This is a genomic window from Propionicimonas paludicola (assembly GCF_002563675.1).
GTDB classification, from domain to species: domain Bacteria; phylum Actinomycetota; class Actinomycetes; order Propionibacteriales; family Propionibacteriaceae; genus Propionicimonas; species Propionicimonas paludicola.
In genome coordinates this window covers 1674172-1696290 of record NZ_PDJC01000001.1, presented here as the reverse complement: position 1 = coordinate 1696290, position 22119 = coordinate 1674172, and the positions used below count along the sequence as shown (strand labels likewise).

15 protein-coding genes are annotated in these 22119 nt (G+C 66.3%); 11 read left to right on the top strand and 4 right to left on the bottom strand.

Going from position 1 to position 22119, the window contains the following annotated elements; genetic code table 11:
* Positions 1-153: 153 nt before the first annotated feature.
* Complete coding sequence (locus tag ATK74_RS15355; protein ID WP_169923777.1) at positions 154-312, bottom strand: hypothetical protein; 159 nt, start codon at positions 310-312, stop codon at positions 154-156.
* Between the two features lie 104 nt (positions 313-416).
* Here ATK74_RS15355 and ATK74_RS07800 point away from each other — a divergent pair, with 104 nt between their 5' ends.
* The 8 genes from ATK74_RS07800 (at position 417) to tuf (ending at position 14450) form a co-directional block, all read left to right on the top strand.
* Entirely contained in the window at positions 417-1661 is a 1245-nt protein-coding gene (locus ATK74_RS07800) for a helix-turn-helix transcriptional regulator (RefSeq protein WP_098460500.1), read from the top strand.
* Positions 1662-2009: 348 nt separating this feature from the next.
* Positions 2010-5483, top strand: coding sequence for a DNA-directed RNA polymerase subunit beta (gene rpoB, locus ATK74_RS07795; RefSeq protein ID WP_098462127.1), 3474 nt, complete (start codon positions 2010-2012; stop codon positions 5481-5483).
* Between the two features lie 77 nt (positions 5484-5560).
* On the top strand, positions 5561-9445 hold the full coding sequence (locus ATK74_RS07790) for a DNA-directed RNA polymerase subunit beta' (RefSeq protein ID WP_098460499.1): 3885 nt from the start codon (positions 5561-5563) through the stop codon (positions 9443-9445).
* A gap of 2 nt (positions 9446-9447) precedes the next feature.
* Positions 9448-9921 carry a ribose 5-phosphate isomerase B gene (gene rpiB / locus ATK74_RS07785; RefSeq protein WP_098460498.1) on the top strand — a complete coding sequence of 158 codons (474 nt, stop codon included), beginning with the start codon at positions 9448-9450 and terminating at the stop codon, positions 9919-9921.
* 153 nt (positions 9922-10074) lie between these two features.
* Positions 10075-10446 carry a 30S ribosomal protein S12 gene (rpsL, locus tag ATK74_RS07780; protein WP_020488528.1) on the top strand — a complete coding sequence of 124 codons (372 nt, stop codon included), beginning with the start codon at positions 10075-10077 and terminating at the stop codon, positions 10444-10446.
* Complete coding sequence (rpsG, locus tag ATK74_RS07775; RefSeq protein ID WP_098460497.1) at positions 10446-10916, top strand: 30S ribosomal protein S7; 471 nt, start codon at positions 10446-10448, stop codon at positions 10914-10916. The genes rpsL and rpsG overlap by 1 nt, the downstream gene beginning before the upstream one ends.
* Positions 10917-11012: 96 nt before the next feature.
* Entirely contained in the window at positions 11013-13124 is a 2112-nt protein-coding gene (gene fusA / locus ATK74_RS07770; protein WP_098460496.1) for an elongation factor G, read from the top strand.
* A gap of 132 nt (positions 13125-13256) precedes the next feature.
* A complete protein-coding gene (tuf, locus tag ATK74_RS07765) occupies positions 13257-14450 on the top strand; it encodes an elongation factor Tu (RefSeq protein WP_098460495.1) in 1194 nt (397 codons plus the stop codon).
* A gap of 144 nt (positions 14451-14594) precedes the next feature.
* On the opposite strand, the gene ATK74_RS07760 is transcribed toward tuf, so the two are convergent.
* The 3 genes from ATK74_RS07760 to ATK74_RS07750 are packed head-to-tail and all read right to left on the bottom strand — an operon-like array spanning position 14595 to position 18160.
* Positions 14595-15515 (bottom strand): carbohydrate kinase family protein, encoded by a 921-nt coding sequence (locus ATK74_RS07760; protein WP_098460494.1) that lies wholly within the window; start codon positions 15513-15515, stop codon positions 14595-14597.
* A complete protein-coding gene (locus ATK74_RS07755) occupies positions 15512-16441 on the bottom strand; it encodes an SDR family NAD(P)-dependent oxidoreductase (protein WP_098460493.1) in 930 nt (309 codons plus the stop codon). The genes ATK74_RS07760 and ATK74_RS07755 overlap by 4 nt, the downstream gene beginning before the upstream one ends.
* A 33-nt stretch (positions 16442-16474) precedes the next feature.
* Positions 16475-18160, bottom strand: coding sequence for a glutamine--tRNA ligase/YqeY domain fusion protein (locus tag ATK74_RS07750; protein ID WP_098460492.1), 1686 nt, complete (start codon positions 18158-18160; stop codon positions 16475-16477).
* 106 nt (positions 18161-18266) lie between these two features.
* Between ATK74_RS07750 and gltX the strand changes: the two genes are divergently transcribed.
* From gltX to ATK74_RS07735, 3 genes are all read left to right on the top strand, one after another.
* The gene (gene gltX, locus ATK74_RS07745; RefSeq protein ID WP_098460491.1) at positions 18267-19733 is read left to right on the top strand and encodes a glutamate--tRNA ligase; all 1467 of its coding nucleotides are present in this window, start codon (positions 18267-18269) and stop codon (positions 19731-19733) included.
* Positions 19730-20467, top strand: a complete 738-nt coding sequence (locus tag ATK74_RS07740) for an SDR family NAD(P)-dependent oxidoreductase (protein WP_098460490.1) — start codon at positions 19730-19732, stop codon at positions 20465-20467. The genes gltX and ATK74_RS07740 overlap by 4 nt, the downstream gene beginning before the upstream one ends.
* A gap of 219 nt (positions 20468-20686) precedes the next feature.
* Entirely contained in the window at positions 20687-22087 is a 1401-nt protein-coding gene (locus ATK74_RS07735) for an L-fucose/L-arabinose isomerase family protein (protein WP_098462124.1), read from the top strand.
* Positions 22088-22119: the final 32 nt, after the last annotated feature.

The following is a 22119-nucleotide window of genomic DNA, read 5'->3' as shown; positions in this document are numbered from 1 at the left end:
CAGTCCCTCGCGGGGCTGCCGCCAGTGGCATATCCGGACAGCCTCTGTGGCTGATCGGGGCAAGCAGAAGGGCGACAACTCGAGGAGTTGTCGCCCTTCTGACTTACTGGGGGTGGGTTTTCAGTTGATCAAGTCTGTGTGGAGAAGGGAGCGTCAGCCCTTCTGGGGCCAGTTGCCCTGGCCATTGGTGGAGACGGTGGTGCCGCCACCGATGCGGCCACCGGCGTTATCACTGGAGACGACGCTGAGCGGCAGAACCGCCAGTGCGCCAGCGACTGCAACTGCTGCGACGATCTTCCGAACGATACCCATCTGGGGCCCCTTCCCTGAGGATTACTTAAAGGAAGAGTACAGACTAGTTGACTAGCTTGTCAAGATTTGACAAGGTTCCTGTCGAGTTGGAGATCGGAGGTCGAATGGACGCGTCCAACGCTGTGCAATTCGGCGTTCTGCTCCGGCAGGCACGTAAGCGCAAGGGTTGGTCCCAAGCCGAGCTCGCCGGGGACAAGTACACCGGCAGCTACATCTCCCACCTGGAGAGTGGGCGTCGGTCGGCAACCCCGGAAGTCATCGAGTTCCTCTGCCGCCAGCTCGGGATTCCTCCCGAGGAGTGGGGAGTGACCTCGAGCGGCCAGGTCAGTGATCAGCCCAGCAGTGCCATGGAGGACTTGCTGCTCGCCGAGCGAGCGTGGTCCGAGCGGGACTGGGCCGGCGCGATCAAGTACGCGACTCGAGCGGTCGAGATCGCCGAGCGCACCCACGATCAAGGACGGCATTGGGAAGCGCTGTATGTGCTTGCCCAGGCCAACTTCGCCTCCGGCAACTTCCCCGAGGCCGCCGAGCTGGCAGAGCAGCTGGCCGAGCATGAGACCGGTGGACGGTTGCCGGTGGCGCGGGCCCAGGCGCTGAGCCTGGCCTCGTTCGCTCACCGCTCCGCGGACCGGCTGGGTTGGGCGGTGGCCTTCGCGGCCCGTGCCGTCGAGGCGGCCAGCGCCGCGCCGCCGGTGGTGCTCTCTGACGCGCTGATGGCGCTCGTCAGCGCCATGACCGAGGCTGGACACTCGCTGATCGAGAGCCGGCCGTATCTGGACCGGCTGGAGGCCGTGGAGCCGGAACTGTCCTCCGATCACGCCAAGGGCATGGTGGAGTGGACCCTCGGTGCGGTGGCGATCGCCGCCGGTGAGCCCGACACAGGCGTTCCCCACTTCGAGAAGGCGCTTGCCCTCCTCGACTCTCGACGCGATGTTCGGCTCTGGCTACGCCTTCAGCGCACCTTCGCGGAGGCGAAGGTGGACGCCGGCTTCCTGGATGGAGTGCCGCAGATGCTGCAGAACGCCTCGGTGGGGCTGAGCCTGGTCGGCAACAAGCACGACCTCGCCGAACTGCGCCAGGCCGAGGCCAAGCTCGCCTTGGCCACCGGCGAGCCGCAACGGGCGGCCGAGCTCATGGAGGAGGTCCTGGCCGATCCCGCGCTGGGCGCTCCGGACGTGTCGCACGGCTCGACCAGGCTGGTGCTGGCCAACGCCTACGCCGCGCTGAACAAGGTCGGACTAGCCCGGGAGCAGTACGCGCAGGCGGCGATCGCCCTGGAGAACGAGGGGCGCCTGCGGTCTGCGTTGCGCGCATGGCGTCAGGCATCGGAGTTGAAAGAAAGTTCTTGACTGGCAGTTGACAAAGGCTGTCAAGTCTGATCGACTTATCCCTGTCGACGCGCCCCCTAAGCGTCGGACGAAGAACACCACAGGCCGGTGCCTTGTTACATACCGCGGCTACCCCTCCCGCGAGTTGGCAAGTGCGCCGGCCTTGTGGTGTCCGTCCGGGAGTATCCTTGGTGCTGAGTTGAGCAGGGTTGCGCTGCGCCGACGGCCAGCCAGCGACCCAGTTGCCATCAACGAGCGATTTCGGTAAGCTATCGCTTTGCTCATTGCCATCAACGACCCGTGTACTTGACTCGGGCCGTTCTGCGTGCAACGAAACCGGTAGTCCCGGCTTTGTGGAAGGACCTCACCTTGGCCGCCTCGCGCACTGCGTCGAAGAACACCAATGTTGTCTCAGCCAGCGGCAGGATCTCATTCGCGAAGATCCATGAACCGTTGGAGGTGCCCAATCTGCTAGATCTCCAGGTCGAGTCTTTCGACTGGCTGATCGGCAACGAAACCTGGGCCAACCGAGTGGCCGCCGCCAAGGCAGCAGGCCGCACGGACGTCAACACCAAGTCCGGCTTGGAGGAGATCTTCGAAGAGATCTCTCCGATCGAAGACCTCTCCCAGACCATGTCGCTGTCGTTCCGCGACAACCGGTTTGACGAGCCCAAGCACACCGTCGAGGAGTGCAAGGACCAGGACTTCACCTACGCGGCCCCGCTGTTCGTGACCGCGGAGTTCATGAACAACGACACCGGCGAGATCAAGAGCCAGACGGTCTTCATGGGCGATTTCCCGCTGATGACCGACAAGGGCACCTTCGTGATCAACGGCACCGAGCGGGTCGTTGTGTCCCAGCTGGTGCGTTCCCCCGGTGTCTACTTCGAGCAGACCGCCGACAAGACCTCGGACAAGGACATCTTCACCTGCAAGATGATCCCGAGCCGCGGCGCCTGGCTGGAGTTCGAGATCGACAAGCGTGACATGGTCGGTGTCCGCGTGGACCGCAAGCGCAAGCAGAACGTCACCGTGCTGCTGAAGGCGCTGGGCTGGACCAACGAGCAGATTCTGGCCGAGTTCGGCGAGTTCGAGTCGATGCGGCTGACCCTGGAGAAGGACCACACCGCCAACACCGACGAGGCGCTGCTGGACATCTACCGCAAGCTGCGTCCGGGCGAGCCGCCGACCCGTGAGGCCGCCCAGCAGATGCTGGAGAACTACTACTTCAACCCGAAGCGCTACGACCTGGCCAAGGTTGGTCGCTACAAGATCAACAAGAAGCTGGGCACCGGGCTGCCGTTCGACACCCAGGTGCTGACCATCGACGACATCGTCGCCGCGATCCGCTACATCGTGTCGCTGCACGAGGGTCGCACCGAGATCGGTGACATGCCGGTCGAGACCGACGACATCGATCACTTCGGCAACCGTCGCCTGCGTACCGTCGGCGAGCTGATCCAGAACCAGCTGCGGATCGGCCTTGGCCGTCTGGAGCGGACCGTCCGGGACCGGATGACCACTCAGGACATCGAGGCGATCACGCCGCAGACCCTGATCAACATCCGTCCGGTGTCGGCTGCGCTGAAGGAGTTCTTCGGAACCTCCCAGCTGTCGCAGTTCATGGACCAGACCAACCCGGTCGCCGGTCTGACCCACAAGCGGCGTCTGTCCGCGCTCGGCCCGGGCGGTCTGTCCCGGGATCGCGCCGGTATGGAGGTCCGCGACGTCCACGCGTCCCACTACGGCCGGATGTGCCCGATCGAGACTCCGGAAGGCCCGAACATCGGCCTGATCGGCTCGCTGGCATCCTTCGCCCGGGTGAACGCCTTCGGCTTCATCGAGACGCCGTACCGCAAGGTGGAAGATGGGGTCGTCACCGACCAGATCGACTACCTGACCGCGGACGAAGAGGATCGCTACGTCATCGCCCAGGCCAACGCCAAGGTGGCCGCGGACGGCAGCTTCATGGAGGACCGGGTCCTGGTCCGCGAGCGCCACGGTGAGGCGGACGAAGTCCTGCCCAGCGAGGTTCAGTACATGGACGTCTCGCCGCGCCAGATGGTGTCGGTGGCGACCGCGCTGATCCCGTTCCTGGAGCACGACGACGCGTCCCGAGCCCTGATGGGTGCGAACATGCAGCGCCAGGCGGTGCCGCTGATCCGCAACGAGGCTCCGTTCGTCGGTACCGGCATGGAGTACCGCGGTGCGGTCGACGCCGGTGACGTGACCGTCGCGGCCAAGCCCGGTGTGGTCACCGGGGTGACCGCCGACGTGATCGACATCACCAACGATGACGGCACATACTCCAGCTACCGGCTGGCCAAGTTCCGCCGCTCCAACCAGGCCACCTGCATCAACCAGCGTCCGCTGGTCAGTGTTGGTGCCCGGGTCGAGTCCGGCAGCCCGCTGGCCGACGGTGCCTGCACCGACGGTGGCGAGATGGCCCTGGGCCGCAACCTGCTGGTGGCGTTCATGCCGTGGGAGGGTCACAACTACGAGGACGCGATCATCCTGTCCCAGCGACTGGTTCAGGACGATGTGCTGACCAGCATCCACATCGAGGAGCACGAGATCGATGCCCGCGACACCAAGCTCGGTGCCGAGGAGATCACTCGGGATATCCCGAACATCGGTGAGGACATGCTGGCCAACCTCGACGAGCGCGGCATCATCCGGATCGGTGCCGAGGTCGGCACCGGCGACATCCTGGTCGGCAAGGTCACCCCGAAGGGCGAGACCGAGCTGACCCCGGAGGAGCGGCTGCTGCGCGCGATCTTCGGCGAGAAGGCCCGCGAAGTCCGCGACACCTCGATGAAGGTCCCGCACGGCGAGACCGGCACCGTGATCGGCGTCCGCGTCTTCGACCGCGAGAACGACGACGAGCTCCCGCCGGGAGTCAACCAGCTGGTCCGGGTCTACGTCGCTCAGAAGCGCAAGATCTCCAACGGTGACAAGCTGGCCGGCCGTCACGGCAACAAGGGCGTCATCTCCAAGATCCTGCCGGTCGAGGACATGCCGTTCATGGAGGACGGGACTCCGGTCGACATCGTCTTGAACCCGCTGGGTGTGCCGTCCCGAATGAACATCGGGCAGGTGCTGGAGACTCACCTCGGGTGGGTCGCCAAGACCGGTTGGGATATCGCCGGGGTGGACGAGCCCTGGGCCGAGCGGCTGCGTTCGGTAGGACTGGAGAAGGTGCCCGGCGAGTCTCGCCTGGCCACCCCGGTCTTCGACGGTGCCAACGAGGAAGAGATCGCCGGTCTGCTGGAGCACGGTCTCCCGCAGCGCGACGGGATGAAGCTGGTCAACGCGGGTGGCAAGGCGCGGCTGTTCGACGGCCGTTCCGGCGAGCCGTACCCGGAGCCGGTCGGTGTGGGCTACATCTACATGCTGAAGCTGCACCACCTGGTCGATGACAAGATCCACGCCCGGTCCACCGGTCCGTACTCGATGATCACCCAGCAGCCGCTGGGTGGTAAGGCGCAGTTCGGTGGTCAGCGTTTCGGTGAGATGGAGGTGTGGGCTCTGGAGGCCTATGGCGCAGCCTGGGCTCTGCAGGAGCTGCTCACCATCAAGTCCGACGACGTCCCGGGCCGCGTGAAGGTCTACGAGGCGATCGTCAAGGGCGAGAACATCCCCGAGCCGGGTATCCCGGAGTCGTTCAAGGTGTTGGTCAAGGAAATGAAGTCGCTGTGCCTGAATGTTGAGGTGCTTTCCAGCGACGGGACTGTGGTGGAGCTGCGCGACTCGGAGGATGACTACCGGGCCAGCGAGGAATTCGGGATCGATCTGTCCCGGCGCCCCGGTGCTGACTCCTTCCGCTCCGTCGACGAAGTCTGAGTTCAACTCAGTCCCAAGACAACTCGAGACTCACCCAAGTTGGTCCCACGCTCCGGCGTGGGGGAAAGCGAAGCAACGTGCTGGACGTGAACTTCTACGACGAGCTGCGGATCGGGCTGGCTACGGCCGACCAGATCCGGGAGTGGTCGCACGGCGAGGTCAAGAAGCCCGAGACGATCAACTACCGGACCCTGAAGCCTGAGCGCGACGGCCTGTTCTGCGAGAAGATCTTCGGCCCGACCCGGGACTGGGAGTGCTACTGCGGCAAGTACAAGCGGGTGCGCTTCAAGGGCATCATCTGTGAGCGCTGTGGCGTCGAAGTGACCCGCTCGAACGTCCGCCGCGAGCGGATGGGCCACATCGAGCTGGCCGCCCCGGTCACCCACATCTGGTACTTCAAGGGAGTGCCGAGCCGGCTGGGCTACCTGCTGGACGTGGCGCCGAAGGACCTGGAGAAGGTCATCTACTTCGCCGCGTACATGATCACCGCGGTCGACGTCGATGCTCGTCATCGTGACCTGCCCTCCTTGGAGGCCAAGGTCGAGGTTGAGCGCAAGCAGCTCGAGGCGCGTCGCGATGCCGACGTCGAGGCTCGCCTGCACAAGCTCGAAGAGGATCTGGCTCAGCTGGAGACCGAGGGCGCCAAGGCCGACCTGAAGAAGCGGGTCCGCGAGGGCGGCGAGCGTGAGGTCAAGCAGCTGCGCGACCGTGCCCAGCGTGAGCTGGATCGTCTCGACGCGGTCTGGAGCCGGTTCAAGGGCCTGAAGGTTCAGGACCTGGAGGGCGACGAGATCCTCTACCGCGAGATGAAGTCGCGCTTCGGCAAGTACTTCGAGGGCTACATGGGTGCCGAGGCGATCAAGAAGCGCCTGGGGACCTTCGACCTCGCGGCCGAGTCCGAACTGCTCCGCGAGATCATCCAGACCGGTAAGGGCCAGCGCAAGACTCGCGCCCTGAAGCGGCTCAAGGTCGTTTCCGCGTTCCTCAACACCACCAACAGCCCGCTGGGCATGGTGCTGGACGCCGTCCCGGTGATCCCGCCCGACCTGCGCCCGATGGTGCAGTTGGACGGTGGCCGGTTCGCGACCTCCGACCTGAACGACCTGTACCGCCGCGTGATCAACCGGAACAACCGGCTCAAGCGACTGCTTGACCTGGGTGCGCCCGAGATCATCGTCAACAACGAGAAGCGGATGCTCCAGGAGGCCGTCGACTCGCTGTTCGACAACGGCCGTCGTGGCCGTCCGGTGACTGGCCCGGGCAACCGTCCGCTGAAGTCGATCTCGGACATGCTGAAGGGCAAGCAGGGCCGGTTCCGTCAGAACCTGCTCGGTAAGCGCGTCGACTACTCCGGCCGTTCGGTCATCGTGGTCGGCCCGCAGCTGAAGCTGCACCAGTGCGGCCTGCCCAAGAACATGGCTCTGGAGCTGTTCAAGCCCTTCGTGATGAAGCGCCTGGACGACCTCAACCTGGCGCAGAACATCAAGAGCGCCAAGCGAATGGTCGAGCGCCAGCGTCCGGTCGTGTGGGACGTCCTGGAAGAGGTCATCGCCGAGCACCCGGTGCTGCTGAACCGTGCACCAACCCTGCACCGACTCGGCATCCAGGCATTCGAACCGCAGCTGATCGAGGGCAAGGCCATCCAGCTTCACCCGCTGGTCTGCACCGCCTTCAACGCGGACTTCGACGGTGACCAGATGGCAGTTCACCTGCCGCTGAGCGCCGAGGCGCAGGCCGAGGCCCGGATCCTGATGCTGTCCACCAACAACATCCTCAAGCCAGCCGACGGCCGCCCGGTGACCCTGCCTACTCAGGACATGATCATCGGTCACTACTTCCTGACCATCGAGCGCGAAGGGCTGCCCGGCGAGGGCCGCGCCTTCTCCTCGGTGTCCGAGGCCTACATGGCCTTCGACAACAAGGAACTGGGTATCGGCGCGCCGTGCCGGATCCGGCTGACCGGGATCGTCCCGCCGGCCGGTGAGGAGACCCGGGCCGATGGCTCGATCATCCTGAACACCACGCTGGGTCGCGCCCTGTTCAACGAGGCGCTGCCGGCCGACTACCCGTACGTGAACGTCGAGGTCGGCAAGAAGAAGCTGGGCCAGATCGTCAACGACCTGGCTGAGCGGTACCCGAAGGTCGAGGTCGCAGTGACCCTGGACCGGCTGAAGGCGCTGGGCTTCAAGTGGGCCACCCGTTCGGGTGTCACGGTCTCGATCGGTGACGTCCAGACTCCGCCGAACAAGCCGGAGATCCTGGCCACCTACGAGACCCGGGCTGCGAAGATCACCAAGCAGTACGAGCGAGGCAAGGTCACCGAGGAGGAGCGTCACCAAGAGCTCGTCCAGCTGTGGAATGACGCCACCGCCGAGCTCACCGCTGCGATGGAGGCCAACTTCACCAAGGAAAACCCGATCGTCATGATGGTGCACTCGGGCGCTCGAGGGAACATGACCCAGATGCGCCAGATCGCCGCCATGCGAGGCCTGGTGGCCAACCCGAAGGGCGAGATCATCGCCCGCCCGATCAAGTCGAACTTCCGTGAGGGCCTGTCGGTCCTGGAGTACTTCATCTCCACCCACGGTGGTCGAAAGGGTCAGGCGGACACCGCTCTGCGTACGGCCGACTCCGGTTACCTGACTCGTCGTCTGGTCGACGTCTCTCAGGACGTGATCATTCGCGAGGAGGACTGCCTCACCGAGCGTGGTCTGACTAAGGTGATCGCGGCCGAGGCCAAGGCCGGCGGCAAGCTGGTTCCGGCCCGCAACGTCGAGACCGCGGTCTACGCCCGGACATTGGCCTCTGATGTGGTCACCGAGGACGGCAAGGTCCTGCTGAAGGCCGGCGTCGATCTCGGCGATGTGAACATCAAGAAGCTGCTCAAGAACGGCATCACCGAGGTCAAGGTGCGTTCCGTGCTCACCTGCGAGGCTGCCACCGGCACCTGCGCAGCCTGCTACGGACGCTCGCTGGCCACCGGCAAGCTGGTCGACGTCGGCGAGGCCGTCGGTATCGTCGCCGCTCAGTCGATCGGTGAGCCCGGCACCCAGCTGACGATGCGTACCTTCCACACCGGTGGTGTGGCCGGGGACGACATCACCCAGGGTCTGCCGCGTGTGGTCGAGCTCTTCGAGGCTCGCCAGCCCAAGGGCAAGGCTCCGATCGCTGAGGCGTCCGGCCGGATCCGGATCGAGGAAGGTGATCGCCTGCGCAAGCTGGTGATCGTCCGCGATGACGGTGACGTCGACCTTGAGTACACCCTGCCGCGCCGGGTTCGCCTGGAGTGGGAGGACGCTGCCGGCGTCCAGCACTCGATCGCCGATGGCGTTCAGGTGGCGGCCGGCGAGCAGCTGTACGCCGGTACTCCGGACCCGCAGGACGTGCTCCGGGTGAGCGGTCTCCGCAAGGTGCAGGAGCACCTGGTGGAGGAGGTCCAGGCGGTCTACCGGACCCAGGGTGCTCCGATCCACGACAAGCACATCGAGATCATCATTCGGCAGATGCTGCGCCGGATCACGGTGATCGAGTCGGGGGACACCTCGATGCTGCCCGGTGAGCTGGTCGACCGGAAGCTGTTCGAGGCTGAGAACCGCCAGATGGTCACCGAGGGCAAGATCCCCGCGCAGGGCCGTCCGGTCCTGATGGGTATCACCAAGGCGTCGCTGGCGACCGAGTCCTGGCTGTCGGCGGCCTCCTTCCAGGAGACCACCAAGGTGCTCACCGATGCCGCGATCCACGCCAAGTCTGACTCGCTGGTCGGCTTGAAGGAGAACGTCATCCTGGGCAAGCTGATCCCGGCTGGTACCGGTCTGGACCGGTACCGCAACATCCGGGTGGAGCCGACGGCAGAGGCGCGGGCTGCGGCCTACGACCTCACCTACGACCCGTACGACTATGACCTGTCGGTCGGCGGTGCGCCGGTCGGCCTGGACGAGTACGACACGGGGGAGCTGCGCTGATCATGCGGATCGTCATCGCATCAGACCACGCCGCAGTTGATCTGCGGCTGGAGATGGCGGCCGAAGCCAGGGAGCTGGGTCACGAGGTCACCGACCTCGGCCCAGCTCCGGGCGAAGCGCTGGACTATCCGGTGAACGGGGCTCGGGTCGGACGGCTGGTAGCAGCCGGCACCTACGACCTCGGGCTGCTGGCCTGTGGCACCGGGGTCGGGATCTCCATCTCGGCCAACAAGGTGCCGGGAATCCGGGCTGCGGTCTGCTCGGAGCCGTACTCTGCACGGCTGTCCCGAGAGCACAACAACACCAACGTGCTGGCCCTGGGTTCCCGTGTAGTGGGCCCCGGGCTTGCCCGCATGATCGTCCGCGAGTGGTTGGCCGCCGAGTTCCAGGGTGGCCGGCACGCTCGTCGGGTTGATCTGATCACTCAGATCGAGCAGAGCCTGGATGCGACCGCGCATTCAGACTCGTCCCACTAGCCCCGCTTTGACGCTCATGGCGGGGATCAAGTAATCTTGCACGCTGTGTTCGGGTGACCGAACCATGCGTGCGTGCGCCGCGTCCGGCCAGGGTTCAGGCTGGTGGCGCTCGGCGCGCGCCACGACAAGCCTCAAGGAAAGAGATACCAGCCGGTGCCCACTATCCAGCAGTTGGTCCGCAAGGGCCGCACGGACAAGGTCAGCAAGAACAAGACCCCTGCGCTGAAGGGTTCACCGCAGCGCCGTGGGGTTTGCACCCGCGTCTACACCACCACGCCGAAGAAGCCGAACTCGGCGCTGCGCAAGGTTGCGCGCGTGCGGCTGTCGTCGGGCGTGGAGGTCACTGCCTACATCCCGGGCGTCGGCCACAACCTGCAGGAACACTCGATGGTGCTGGTCCGTGGTGGCCGAGTGAAGGACCTTCCCGGTGTTCGCTACAAGATCATCCGCGGCTCGCTGGACACCCAGGGTGTGAAGAACCGCAAGCAGGCTCGCAGCCGCTACGGCGCGAAGAAGGAGAAGTAATGCCTCGCAAGGGTCCCGCCCCGAAGCGTCCGATCGTCGTCGACCCGGTCTACGGCTCGCCGCTGGTCTCTCAGCTGGTCAGCAAGATCCTGCTGGACGGCAAGAAGACCACCGCGCAAAGCATCGTCTACGGCGCCCTGGAGGGCACCCGGACCAAGACTGGTGTCGATCCGGTGCAGACCTTGAAGAAGGCCCTGGACAACATCCGTCCGGCCCTCGAGGTGAAGAGCCGTCGTGTCGGTGGCGCCACCTACCAGGTGCCGGTCGACGTCAAGCCGGCTCGCGCCAACACGCTGGCCCTGCGCTGGCTGGTCAGCTTCTCCCGCGCCCGTCGCGAGAAGACCATGACCGAGCGTCTGATGAACGAGTTGCTGGACGCCTCCAATGGCTTGGGCGCTTCGGTGAAGCGTCGCGAAGACACCCACAAGATGGCCGAGGCCAACCGCGCCTTCGCTCATTACCGCTGGTGATCTCGCACCAGATCTGAACCCAAAACAGGGCACGGTCTCACCACCGTGCCCTGTGCCCTGAATAAACCAGCTTGTAGAACGGAAGGTTGAGGCCCAGTGGCCATTGACTTGAAGCAGGACCTGGCGAAGGTCCGCAATATCGGCATCATGGCCCACATCGACGCCGGCAAGACCACCACCACCGAGCGGATCCTGTTTTACACCGGCATCAACTACAAGATCGGCGAGGTGCACGATGGCGCCGCGACGATGGACTGGATGGAGCAGGAGCAGGAGCGAGGGATCACCATCACCTCGGCTGCCACCACGTGTTTCTGGAAAGACCACCAGATCAACATCATCGACACCCCCGGCCACGTCGACTTCACCATTGAGGTCGAGCGGTCGCTGCGCGTGCTGGACGGTGCGGTCTGTGTCTTCGACGGTGTCGCCGGTGTCGAGCCGCAGTCGCAGACGGTGTGGCGTCAGGCCACCCGCTACGGCGTGCCGCGCATCTGCTACGTGAACAAGCTGGACCGCACCGGCGCGTCCTTCGACTACTGCGTCAAGACCATCCGCGAGCGTCTGAACACGGTCGCCGCTGTGCTGCAGTTGCCGGTCGGCGCCGAGTCCCACTTCCAGGGCGTGATCGACCTGGTCCGCATGCGTGCCCTGATGTGGCGCGGCGAGACCACCATCGGCGAGGACTACGTCGTCGAGGAGATCCCGGCCGACATGGCCGATGCCGCTGCGACCGCCCACGAGGAGCTCATCCACGTGCTGGCCGACCACGACGACGAGTTCGCCGAGGCCTGGCTCGAGGCGGAGGAGACCGGCGAGGAGCTGACCGCTGCGCAGATCAAGGCCGCCATTCGTCGCGCCGTGATCGCCAACAAGATCACCGCGGTGATCTGTGGCACCTCCTTCAAGAACAAGGGTGTGCAGCCGATGCTGGACGCCGTTCTGGACTACCTGCCGTCCCCGCTGGACATCCCGGCCATCCAGGGCTTCAAGCCCGGCCACCCGGACGAGGTCATCGAGCGGCACACCTCCAACGAGGAGCCGCTGTCGATCCTGGCCTTCAAGATTGCCGCGGACCCGCACCTGGGCAAGCTGACCTACATCCGGATCTACTCCGGCGTGCTGAAGGCCGGCCAGCAGGTGCTGAACTCGACCAAGAGCCGCAAGGAGCGGATCGGCAAGATCTACCAGATGCATGCCAACAAGCGTCAGGAGATCGACGAGATCGGCGCCGGCATGATCGTGGCGGTGATGGGTCTGAAGGACACCACCACCGGTGAGACCTTGTGCGACCCGTCCGACCCGGTCGTGCTGGAGTCCATGGACTTCCCGGCACCGGTGATCGAGCAGGCCATCGAGCCGAAGACCAAGTCCGACCAGGAGAAGCTGGGCATCGCGATCCAGCGCTTGGCCGAAGAGGATCCGACTTTCCGCGTCCACACTGACGAGGAGACCGGCCAGACCATCATCGCCGGCATGGGCGAGCTTCACCTCGAGGTGATGATCGACCGGATGAAGCGTGAGTTCAAGGTCGAGGCGAACATCGGCAAGCCGCAGGTCGCCTACCGCGAGACCCTGCGTCGTCCGGTGGAGAAGGTCGAGTACACCCACAAGAAGCAGTCGGGTGGTTCGGGTCAGTACGCCAAGGTGCTGGTGGCTCTCGAGCCCAAGCCGGCCGGCGAGGGCTACGAGTTCGTGAACGCCGTCACTGGTGGTCGCATCCCCCGGGAGTACATCCCGGCCGTGGACGCGGGCATCAAGGAGGCCATGGCCTTCGGTCCGCTGGCCGGGTACCCGGTCGAGGACATCAAGGTCACCCTGCTGGACGGTGCGTACCACGACGTCGACTCCTCCGAACTGGCCTTCAAGATCGCCGGTTCGATGGTCTTCAAGGAGGCCGCCCGTAAGGCCGACCCGGCTCTGCTGGAGCCGATGATGGCCGTCGAGGTGACCACCCCGGAGGACTACCTGGGCACTGTGATCGGCGACATCAACAGCCGCCGTGGCCACGTCCAGTCCATGGAAGAAGCGCACGGCAACCAGGTCGTCAAGGCTCTGGTGCCGCTGAGCGAGATGTTCGGCTACGTCGGCGATCTTCGCTCCAAGACCTCCGGTCAGGCGTCGTACTCGATGGAGTTCGACTCCTACGGCGAGGTTCCCAAGTCGGTGGCCGACGAGATCATCGCGAAGGGCCGTGGCGGCGCCTGAGTTTGACTCAGGCCACCCGGTAGAGAAAACTTGGCATGGTCCGTGCGCTGAGGCGTCGGACCGTGACCATGCAGTCAAGAATCAGTAGCGCCCCGCGAGCCCGCGTGGCGACAAATCCGAAAAGGAGCCCAAGTGGCAAAGGCCAAGTTCGAGCGGACCAAGCCGCACTGCAACATCGGCACCATCGGGCATATCGACCACGGCAAGACCACGCTCACCGCGGCGATTACGAAGGTGCTCCACGATAAGTACCCCGAGCTCAATGCGGTGTCCGCGTTCGACCAGATCGACAAGGCGCCCGAGGAGCGTCAGCGCGGTATCACTATCTCGATCGCGCACGTCGAGTACCAGACCGAGAAGCGTCACTACGCTCACGTTGACTGCCCGGGTCACGCTGACTACGTGAAGAACATGATCACCGGTGCCGCCCAGATGGACGGCGCGATCCTGGTCGTGGCAGCTACCGACGGCCCGATGCCGCAGACCCGCGAGCACGTGCTGCTCGCCCGTCAGGTCGGCGTGCCGGCGATCGTCGTCGCGCTGAACAAGTGCGACATGGTCGACGACGAGGAGCTCATCGAGCTCGTCGAGCTCGAGGTTCGCGAGCTGCTCTCCAGCCAGGAGTTCGACGGCGACAACTGCCCGATCGTCCGCGTCGCCGCCTTCCCGGCGATGAACGGCGACGAGAAGTGGTCGGAGTCGGTGCTCGAGCTGATGAACGCGGTTGACGAGTACATCCCGCAGCCGGAGCGCGACACCGAGAAGCCGTTCCTGATGCCGATCGAGGACGTGTTCACCATCACCGGTCGTGGCACCGTGGTGACCGGCCGTATCGAGCGTGGCATCGTCAAGACCGGCGAGACCGTCGACATCATCGGCATCGCCGAGAAGAAGCAGACCACCACCATCACCGGTGTTGAGATGTTCCGCAAGATCCTCGACGAGGGTCGCGCGGGTGAGAACGTCGGCCTGCTGCTCCGCGGCACCAAGAAGGACGATGTCGAGCGCGGCATGGTCGTCATCAAGCCGGGTTCGACCACTCCGCACACCGACTTCGAGGCGAACGTCTACATCCTGACCAAGGATGAGGGTGGCCGTCACAAGCCGTTCTTCTCCAACTACAGCCCGCAGTTCTACTTCCGTACCACGGACGTGACCGGCGTGGTTGCGCTTCCTGAGGGCACCGACATGGTGATGCCTGGTGACACCACCGACATGACCGTGCACCTCAACAAGCCGATTGCCATGGAGGACGGCCTGAAGTTCGCCATCCGTGAGGGTGGCCGGACCGTCGGCGCCGGCCGCGTGACCAAGATCATCAAGTGACCTTGGTTCGCTAGCACGAACTGAAGAAGGCCCCCGCCAACGGCGGGGGCCTTCTGCTATGCCCGGAGCCGGCGCACCGGGGCGTAGACCACACTGGCCCGTGACCGGTGCGGTCACGGGCCAGGGGAGTGGTGTCTGTGCTGTTCAGCCGGCGAGTTCGGCGCGGGTGGGCGGGTTGGCGCCGACCCGGGAGACCGTGATGGCTGCGCAACCCAGAGCCCGCTGGACGGCCGGCAGGACCTCGTCCCAGCCTGCTGCGTAGAGCCGGCTGCGCGCGTCCGTCCCGCCGAGCAGGCCGGCGTCCAGAAGCCCGGAGATCAGGCCGGCCATGAACGAGTCCCCGGCCCCGACCGTGTCGGCGACTGTGGTGGGCAGGGTGGGCAGGCAATGCAGTTCTCCGGCCAGGAGGAGTGCGGCCTCAGAGCCGCCCTGGGTGATCGCGCACAGCGCCGGGCCGAGCTCTGCCCAGTGTCGCAACACCTCAGCCACGGGTCGGCCCGGGTAGAGCCAGGCGGCGTCCTCCTCCGAAGCCTTGACCACGTCGGACAAGCTGATCAGATGCTCGATGACCGGGAGCACCGCCTCCGGCTCGCCCATCAGGGTGGGCCGGGCATTGGGGTCGTAGGAGACAGTGGCCTGCGCTCGAGCGGCGGACACGATCTCGGCCACGGCCGCGCCACCGGGGGAGAGGGTGGCGGCGATCGAGCCAGTGTGGACGTGGCTGCCAGCCGGTACCGGCACCTGGGCCGGGTCCAGGCGCCAGTCGAGGTCGAACTGGTAGGTGGCCACGCCGGCCTCGTCCAGATGGGCGGCGGCGGTCGGGGTGCGCTCGGCCGCGCAGCTGTCGGCGGTCAGTGACACCGCCTCCCGGGCCATCAGCTCGGCGATCCGAACCCCACGGGCGTCGGTGCCGATGTGGGTGGCCAGCCGGGTGGGATGACCGAGTCGAGCCAGGCCGATGGCCACATTGGCCGGGCTACCGCCGACATGCTCGCTGGGCTCGCCGGAAACCGGAATGACGATGTCGATGAGGGCCTCCCCGACGACGGTGACCTCGGTGCTCATGGGTTGGTTCCTTCCACGTCGATGTGTACTCCGGTGCGCTCGGCGCTCAGCTGCCAGACCAACTCGCCGACACCGGGCACCAGGGCCGAGGGTGGCAGCGTTACCGCGCCAGCCGGTCCGGATGCGCCGAACCGGCGAGTGGGGCCGTAGTAGGTGGCCGGAGGGTCAGTGGTGGCGGCCAGCAGGATCGGCTGGGCGCCGTCGGCCGCCGACTGAATCGTCCCGGTCAGATCTCCGATCCGATCGACGAAGGCGGGGAGGCCGGCGGTGGCGAAGATGGCAGTCTGGGCCCAGCCGGGGTGGGCGGCCGTGGCGGTGACCGGGCTGCCGGCGTCCCGCAGCCGACGGGCCAGTTCGGTGGCGAACACCACTGTGGCTAGCTTGGAGTCGGAGTAGGAGCGCACCGTGGAGCCGGTCGGACGGCCCAGGCCGGCATCGATCCGGCCTCGCCGGGCCATCATCGAGCCGAGCATCACCACGCGTCCGGAGGCGGCAGTGAGGGCCGGCCACAGGCCAGCGGTGAGGGCGTAGGCACCCAGATAGTTCACCCCGACTTGCAGGTCGAAACCGTCCTCGGTCACCTGGGACGGGTCGGCCGCGGAGAGTCCGGCGTTGTTGATCAGGACATCCAGCGGACGGGCACCCACCCGAGCGGCGAAGGCGGCGATGCTGGCCAGCGATCCCAGCTCGATCAACTCGACCTCGACCTGGGCGCCGGGATGGGCTGCCCGGATCTGGGCAGCAGCCCGCTCACCCCGTTCGGCGCTGCGGACGCCCAGAACCACCCGTGCGCCGGCCGCAGCCAGGGCCTCAGCGGCCGCGCGGCCCAGGCCGCTACTGGATCCGGTGACCACCACCCGGCGGCCGCTGAGCGCGGGCAGGGGCAGTGGTGGCAGGCGATCGGCTACCGACTTCGACGCGGACATGGCGGCCTCCTGGGTTGGTCGGGGTGGGGCAGGTCAGCCCTGGCGACGCTGAATGGCCGCCCACTCGTCCCGCAGCCCGACCGTGCGATGGAAGTGCCCGGCCCGATCGGGATCCAGGGCGAAGTAGCCGATCCGCTCGAACTGGACCACGCTGCCCGGTGCCAGCTCGGCAACCGCAGCCTCGGCCCAGCACTCGCCGAGCACCTCGCGGGAGTTCGGGTTCACGTCGTCCAGAGCCTCGCCGGTGGCCTCACCGGGAACAGGGGCGCTGAACAGGCGCTCGTACAGGGCCACGCTGATCCGGCTGGCGTGGGCGGCGGAGACCCAGTGCATGGTGGACTTCACCTTGCGGCCGTCCGGGGCGTCCCCGCCCTTGGTGGCCGGGTCGTAGGTGGCGTGGACGGCGACCACTTCGCCGTCTGCGTCCTTCTCCACCGAGGTGGCCGTGACCAGGTAGGCGCCGCGCAACCGCACCTCGCGACCCACGGTGAGCCGGAAGAACTTCGGCGGCGGCACCTCGGCGAAGTCCTCGGCCTCGATCCACAGCTCGCCACAGAACGCGACCTGGCGGGTCCCGTCCTCGGGGTTCTCCGGGTTGTTGGTCACCTCGAAGTACTCGGTGACCGGCGTCCCGTCAGCGTTGGTGGGCCAGTTGTCGATCACCAGGCGCAGCGGGTGCAGAACCGCCATCCGGCGCTGTGCGGTGGCATTCAACTCGCGGCGGACGAAGGCCTCGAGGGCCTCGATGTTCTGCCGACTGTTGGTCCGAGTGGTGCCGATCTCGCGGCAGAAGCCACGGATCGCGGACGCCGGGTAGCCGCGGCGGCGCAGGCCGCTCAGAGTGGGCATCCGCGGGTCGTCCCAGCCGTCCACGGTGCCATCGGCGACCAGCTTGGCCAGCCGACGCTTGCTGGTGACGGTATGGGTGAACTCCAGCCGGGCGAACTCGATCTGCTTGGGCGCGGTGGCCGGCAGGGGCAGCTGGGCCAGGTACCAGTCGTACAGCGGACGATGGGTGTCGAACTCCAGGGTGCAGATCGAGTGGGTGACTCCCTCGATGGCGTCACTCTGGCCGTGTGCCCAGTCGTAGGTGGGGTAGAGGCACCACCGATCGCCGGTGCGGAAGTGGTGGGAGTGGCGGATCCGGTACATCACCGGGTCGCGCAGCGCCATGTTCTCGCTGTTCATGTCGATCTTGGCCCGCAGCACCTTCTCGCCGTCGGCGAACTCGCCGTCGCGCATCCGGCGGAACAGGTCGAGGTTCTCCTCGACCGAGCGGTTGCGGTAGGGGCTCTCGATGCCGGGCTTGCCGAAGCCGCCGCGCTGGGCCGAGATGGTCTCGGTGTCCTGGTCGTCCACATAGGCCAGGCCCTTGCCGATCAGGTACTCGGCCCATTCGTAGAGCTGATCGAAGTAGTCCGACGCATGGAGCACGGCGGCCGGACGGTAGCCCAGCCACTCGATGTCGGTGACGATCGACTCGACGAACTCGGTCTCTTCGGTGTCCGGGTTGGTGTCGTCCAGGCGCAGGTTGCAGATGCCGTCGAAGTCGTCGGCTGTGCCGAAGTCGACGGTGATGGCCTTGGCGTGGCCGATGTGCAGGTAGCCGTTGGGCTCGGGTGGGAACCGGGTCTGGACGCGTCCGCCGTAGGTCTGCTGCTCCAGATCCCGCCGCACGATGTCGCGGATGAAATCGTTGGCAACAACAGGCTCGGTCATGGGCGAAAAACTAGCATGTCGGCGGCCCTGGCCCGGTTCGTGGCTGCGGTGCCGGTCGCCGGTGCCGAGCCGCTACCGGCGGTGCGTGCACTAGGCTGATTCGGCCATGACTCAGACTCCAGCTCGCCTACGCGTTGCGCCCTCGCCGACCGGCGATCCGCACGTCGGCACCGCCTACATGTCCTTGTTCAACCTGGCCTATGCCCGAGCCACTGGTGGCCAGTTCGTGCTGCGGATCGAAGACACCGACCGGGCCCGCTACGTGGCCAGCTCCGAACAGCAGATCTTCGACACCCTGCACTGGCTCGGCCTGGACTGGGACGAGGGCCCCGACCTGGGCGGGCCGTATGCCCCGTATCGGCAGTCCGAGCGGCTGGACACCTACCGCCCCTTCGTCGACAAGCTGATCGCCGACGGCCACGCCTACTACTGCTGGTGCTCGACCGACCGCTTGGCCGAACTGCGCGCCGAGCAGCAGGCGTCAAAGGCTTCGGTGACCGGCTACGACCGGCTCTGCGTGGGCAAGACCCGCGAGGAGCGGGCTGCGCTTCCCGGCTTCAGCGAGACCCCGGTGGTCCGGATGCTGGTGCCGGAGGACGTCGAGCTCACCTTCACCGATCTGATCCGCGGCGAGGTGAACGCGCCCGTCCCCGACGACCAGGTGATCCTGAAGGCTGACGGCTTCCCGACCTACCACCTGGCCGTGGTGGTCGACGACCACCTGATGGGGATCACCCACGTGGTCCGCGGCGAGGAGTGGATCTCGTCCACCCCCAAGCACCTGCTGCTCTACAAGTGGCTGGGGCTGACCCCGCCGGCGTTCGCGCACATGCCGCTGCTGCGCAACACCGACAAGTCCAAGATCTCCAAGCGCAAGAACCCGGCGGCACGGCTGACCTGGTTCGCCGAGCAGGGCTACCTGCCTGAGGCATTGCGCAACTTCCTGCAGCTGCTGGCCTACCCGCCGGTGCACGAGGGGACGGACGTCGCCAGCTTCGGCGAGTTCGTGGCTGCCTTCGACTGGGCCAAGGTGAACACCACCGGCCCGATCTTCGACCTGACCAAGCTCGGCGCCCTGAACGCCGACTACATCCGGGCGCTGGACGCCGACGAGCTGGCCGATCGGATCATCAGCTACGCGCTGGCCAACGGCCAGCTGACCGACCCCAGCGACACCCAGCTGAGCCTGCTGCGGGCCGCGGTTCCGCTGATCCAGGAGCGGCTGGTGCTGCTCAGCGAAGCGGTGCCGAAGTTGGCCTACCTGTTCGCGGCCGACGATGAGCTGGTCATCGACGCCGATGCGCTGGCCAGGGCCGGCGACAATGCGTCCGCTGTGGTGGCGGCGACCAGCCAGGCGCTGGCCGAGCTGGGGGAGTGGAACCACGAGGCCATCCAGGCCGCGTTGCGCGAGGCCCTGGTGGACGGGTTGGACCTGAAGCCCAAGTTCGCCTTCGGCCCGGTGCGGCTGGGGATCACCGGCTCCAATGTCTCCCCGCCGCTGTTCGAGTCGATGGAACTGCTGGGCCGCGAGTCCTGCCTGGCCCGTCTGGACAGGCTGGCCGGACGGCTGTGAGCCGGGTCGTCGCGATCTTCGGGGGCCGCAGCGAGATTGGACTCGCGGTGGCCACCCGGCTCGCGCCCGGTGCCACGGTGGTGCTCGCCGCCCGCCCCGGACCGATGGACGAGGCAGTCGACGCCTGCCGACAGGCCGGCGCGACTCGGGTGGAGGTCTTCGACTTCGACGCCGATGATGTCGCTGCCCAGCCGGGCCTGGTCGCGGCGATCGAGGAGCGGGTCGGCCCGATCGACGTGGCCGTGTTGGCCTTCGGCGTCCTCGGCGACCAGAAGCGGGCCGAGGCCGACGCCGAGTTCGCCGCTGCCGTGTTGCACACCGACTTCATCGCTCAGGCCGGGTTGCTCACCGTCCTGGCCGACCGACTGCGTCCCCGCGGGCACGGCACGATCGTGGCCTTCTCTTCGGTGGCCGGAGCCCGGGTCCGTCGGGCCAACTACGTCTACGGCTCGGCCAAAGCCGGATTGGACGGGTTCGCGTCCGGCCTGGCCGATGCGCTGCACGGCTCCGGGGTGCATCTGGTGATCGCCCGGCCCGGCTTCGTGATCGGCCGGATGACCCAGGGCATGGAGCCGGCCCCGTTCTCGTCCACCCCCGACCAGGTGGCCGATGCCGTGGTGCGGCGGATCGAACGCGGCCGCGGTGTGGAGTTGTGGATCCCCTGGCAGCTGAAGGCCATGTTCGCCGTGGCCGCCGTCGTTCCGCGGTCCCTGTGGCGCAGGATGCCGCGCTGACCATCGGACGCTGAACCTCGGCCATGATGCCGAGGCAATTTGTTGTCCGCCACAACTAATAGGGGTAGGCTGCCCTCATACGTCGCCAACGATGGCCGGCGTTGAGGATGCCGACTCCTCGCAGCCCGCATGGACGCGGGCCTTCTCGAGGCGTGGCTTCCTGGCCATCTGCGCGTCGTTCAGCGACAGCTCAACCAGAAGGGATTCACGCTGATGTCCATGACATTCGGCATTATCGTCGGGAGCCGAGAGTTCTTCCCAGGTCACCTCGCAGCCACCGGCCACAAGCACATCGTCGAGGCAGTCACCCGGGCGGGCCATCAGTGCGTCATCCTCGGCGCGGAGGACACCGAGCACGGTGCAGTCCAGTCCTATGAGGACGCGAAGAAGTGCGCGACGCTGTTCAAGCGGCATGTGGACGAGATCGACGGGATCATCGTCACCCTCCCGAACTTCGGTGAGGAGCGCCCGATCGCCGACGCGATTCGTCTGTCCGGGCTGAAGGTGCCGGTGCTGATCCAGGCGACACCCGACGATCCGGGGAAGATGTCGATCCAATGGCGCCGCGATAGCTTCTGCGGAAAGATGTCGGCCTGCAACAACCTTCATCAGTACGGCATCAAGTACTCCCTGACGACCTCCCACTGCGTGGATCCGCTCAGCGACGAGTTCGGCGAAGACCTGGCGCGTTTCGCGGCGACCTGCCGCATCGTGGGTGGCCTGCGTGGGTTGCGCATTGGTGCGATCGGCGCGCGTCCACAGGCATTCAACACGGTCCGTTACAGCGAGAAGCTGCTGGAGGCGTCCGGGATCTCGGTGATCACCTTGGACCTTTCCGAGATCCTGGGCCGGGTGGACCGGCTGTCCGACGGTGCTCCGGAGGTTGCGGAGAAGCTGGAGGCCATCAAGAACTACATTCCGGTGCACGGAGTTCCCGCCCCGGCGCTGCTGAAGCAGGCCAAGCTGGCGGCCGTCACCGAGGACTGGATGCGGGAAGCCGACGTCGCGATCAGCGCGATCCAGTGCTGGACCTCCATCGAGGAGAACTACGGCGTCGTGCCCTGCACGATGATGAGCATGATGAGCTCGAAGTTGATGTCGAGCGCCTGCGAGGTTGACGTCTGCGGGCTGGTCGGGATGCACATGCTGGCCCTGGCATCGCAGACTCCGAGCGCTCTGTTCGACTGGAACAACAACTACGGCAGCAATGCCAACAAGGCGGTCTGCTTCCACTGCAGCAACCTGCCCCGAGAGTTCTTCAAGGACTACAAGATGGACTTCCAGGAGATCATCGCCGGCACCGTGGGCAAGGAGAACACCTATGGGACCGTCGACGGTGTGGTGAAGTCCGGGCACATGACCTACCTGCGGATCAGCACCGACGATGCTTCGGGACGCATCCGTGGCTACGTCGGCGAAGGCAGCTTCACCGACGATCCGCTGCACACCTTCGGCGGTGCCGGCGTCGTGGAGATCCCGGAGCTGCAGAAGCTCGTCCGCTACATCTGCCAGAACGGCTTCGAGCACCACGTGGCTGCCAACTACGCCGCGGTGAGCGGTGCGGTGGTGGACGCAGCCGAGAACTACCTGGGTTGGGACATGCACGTCCACGAAGGCTGACCGCTCGACGCCTGCCCGTGGCGTCGGCCCGA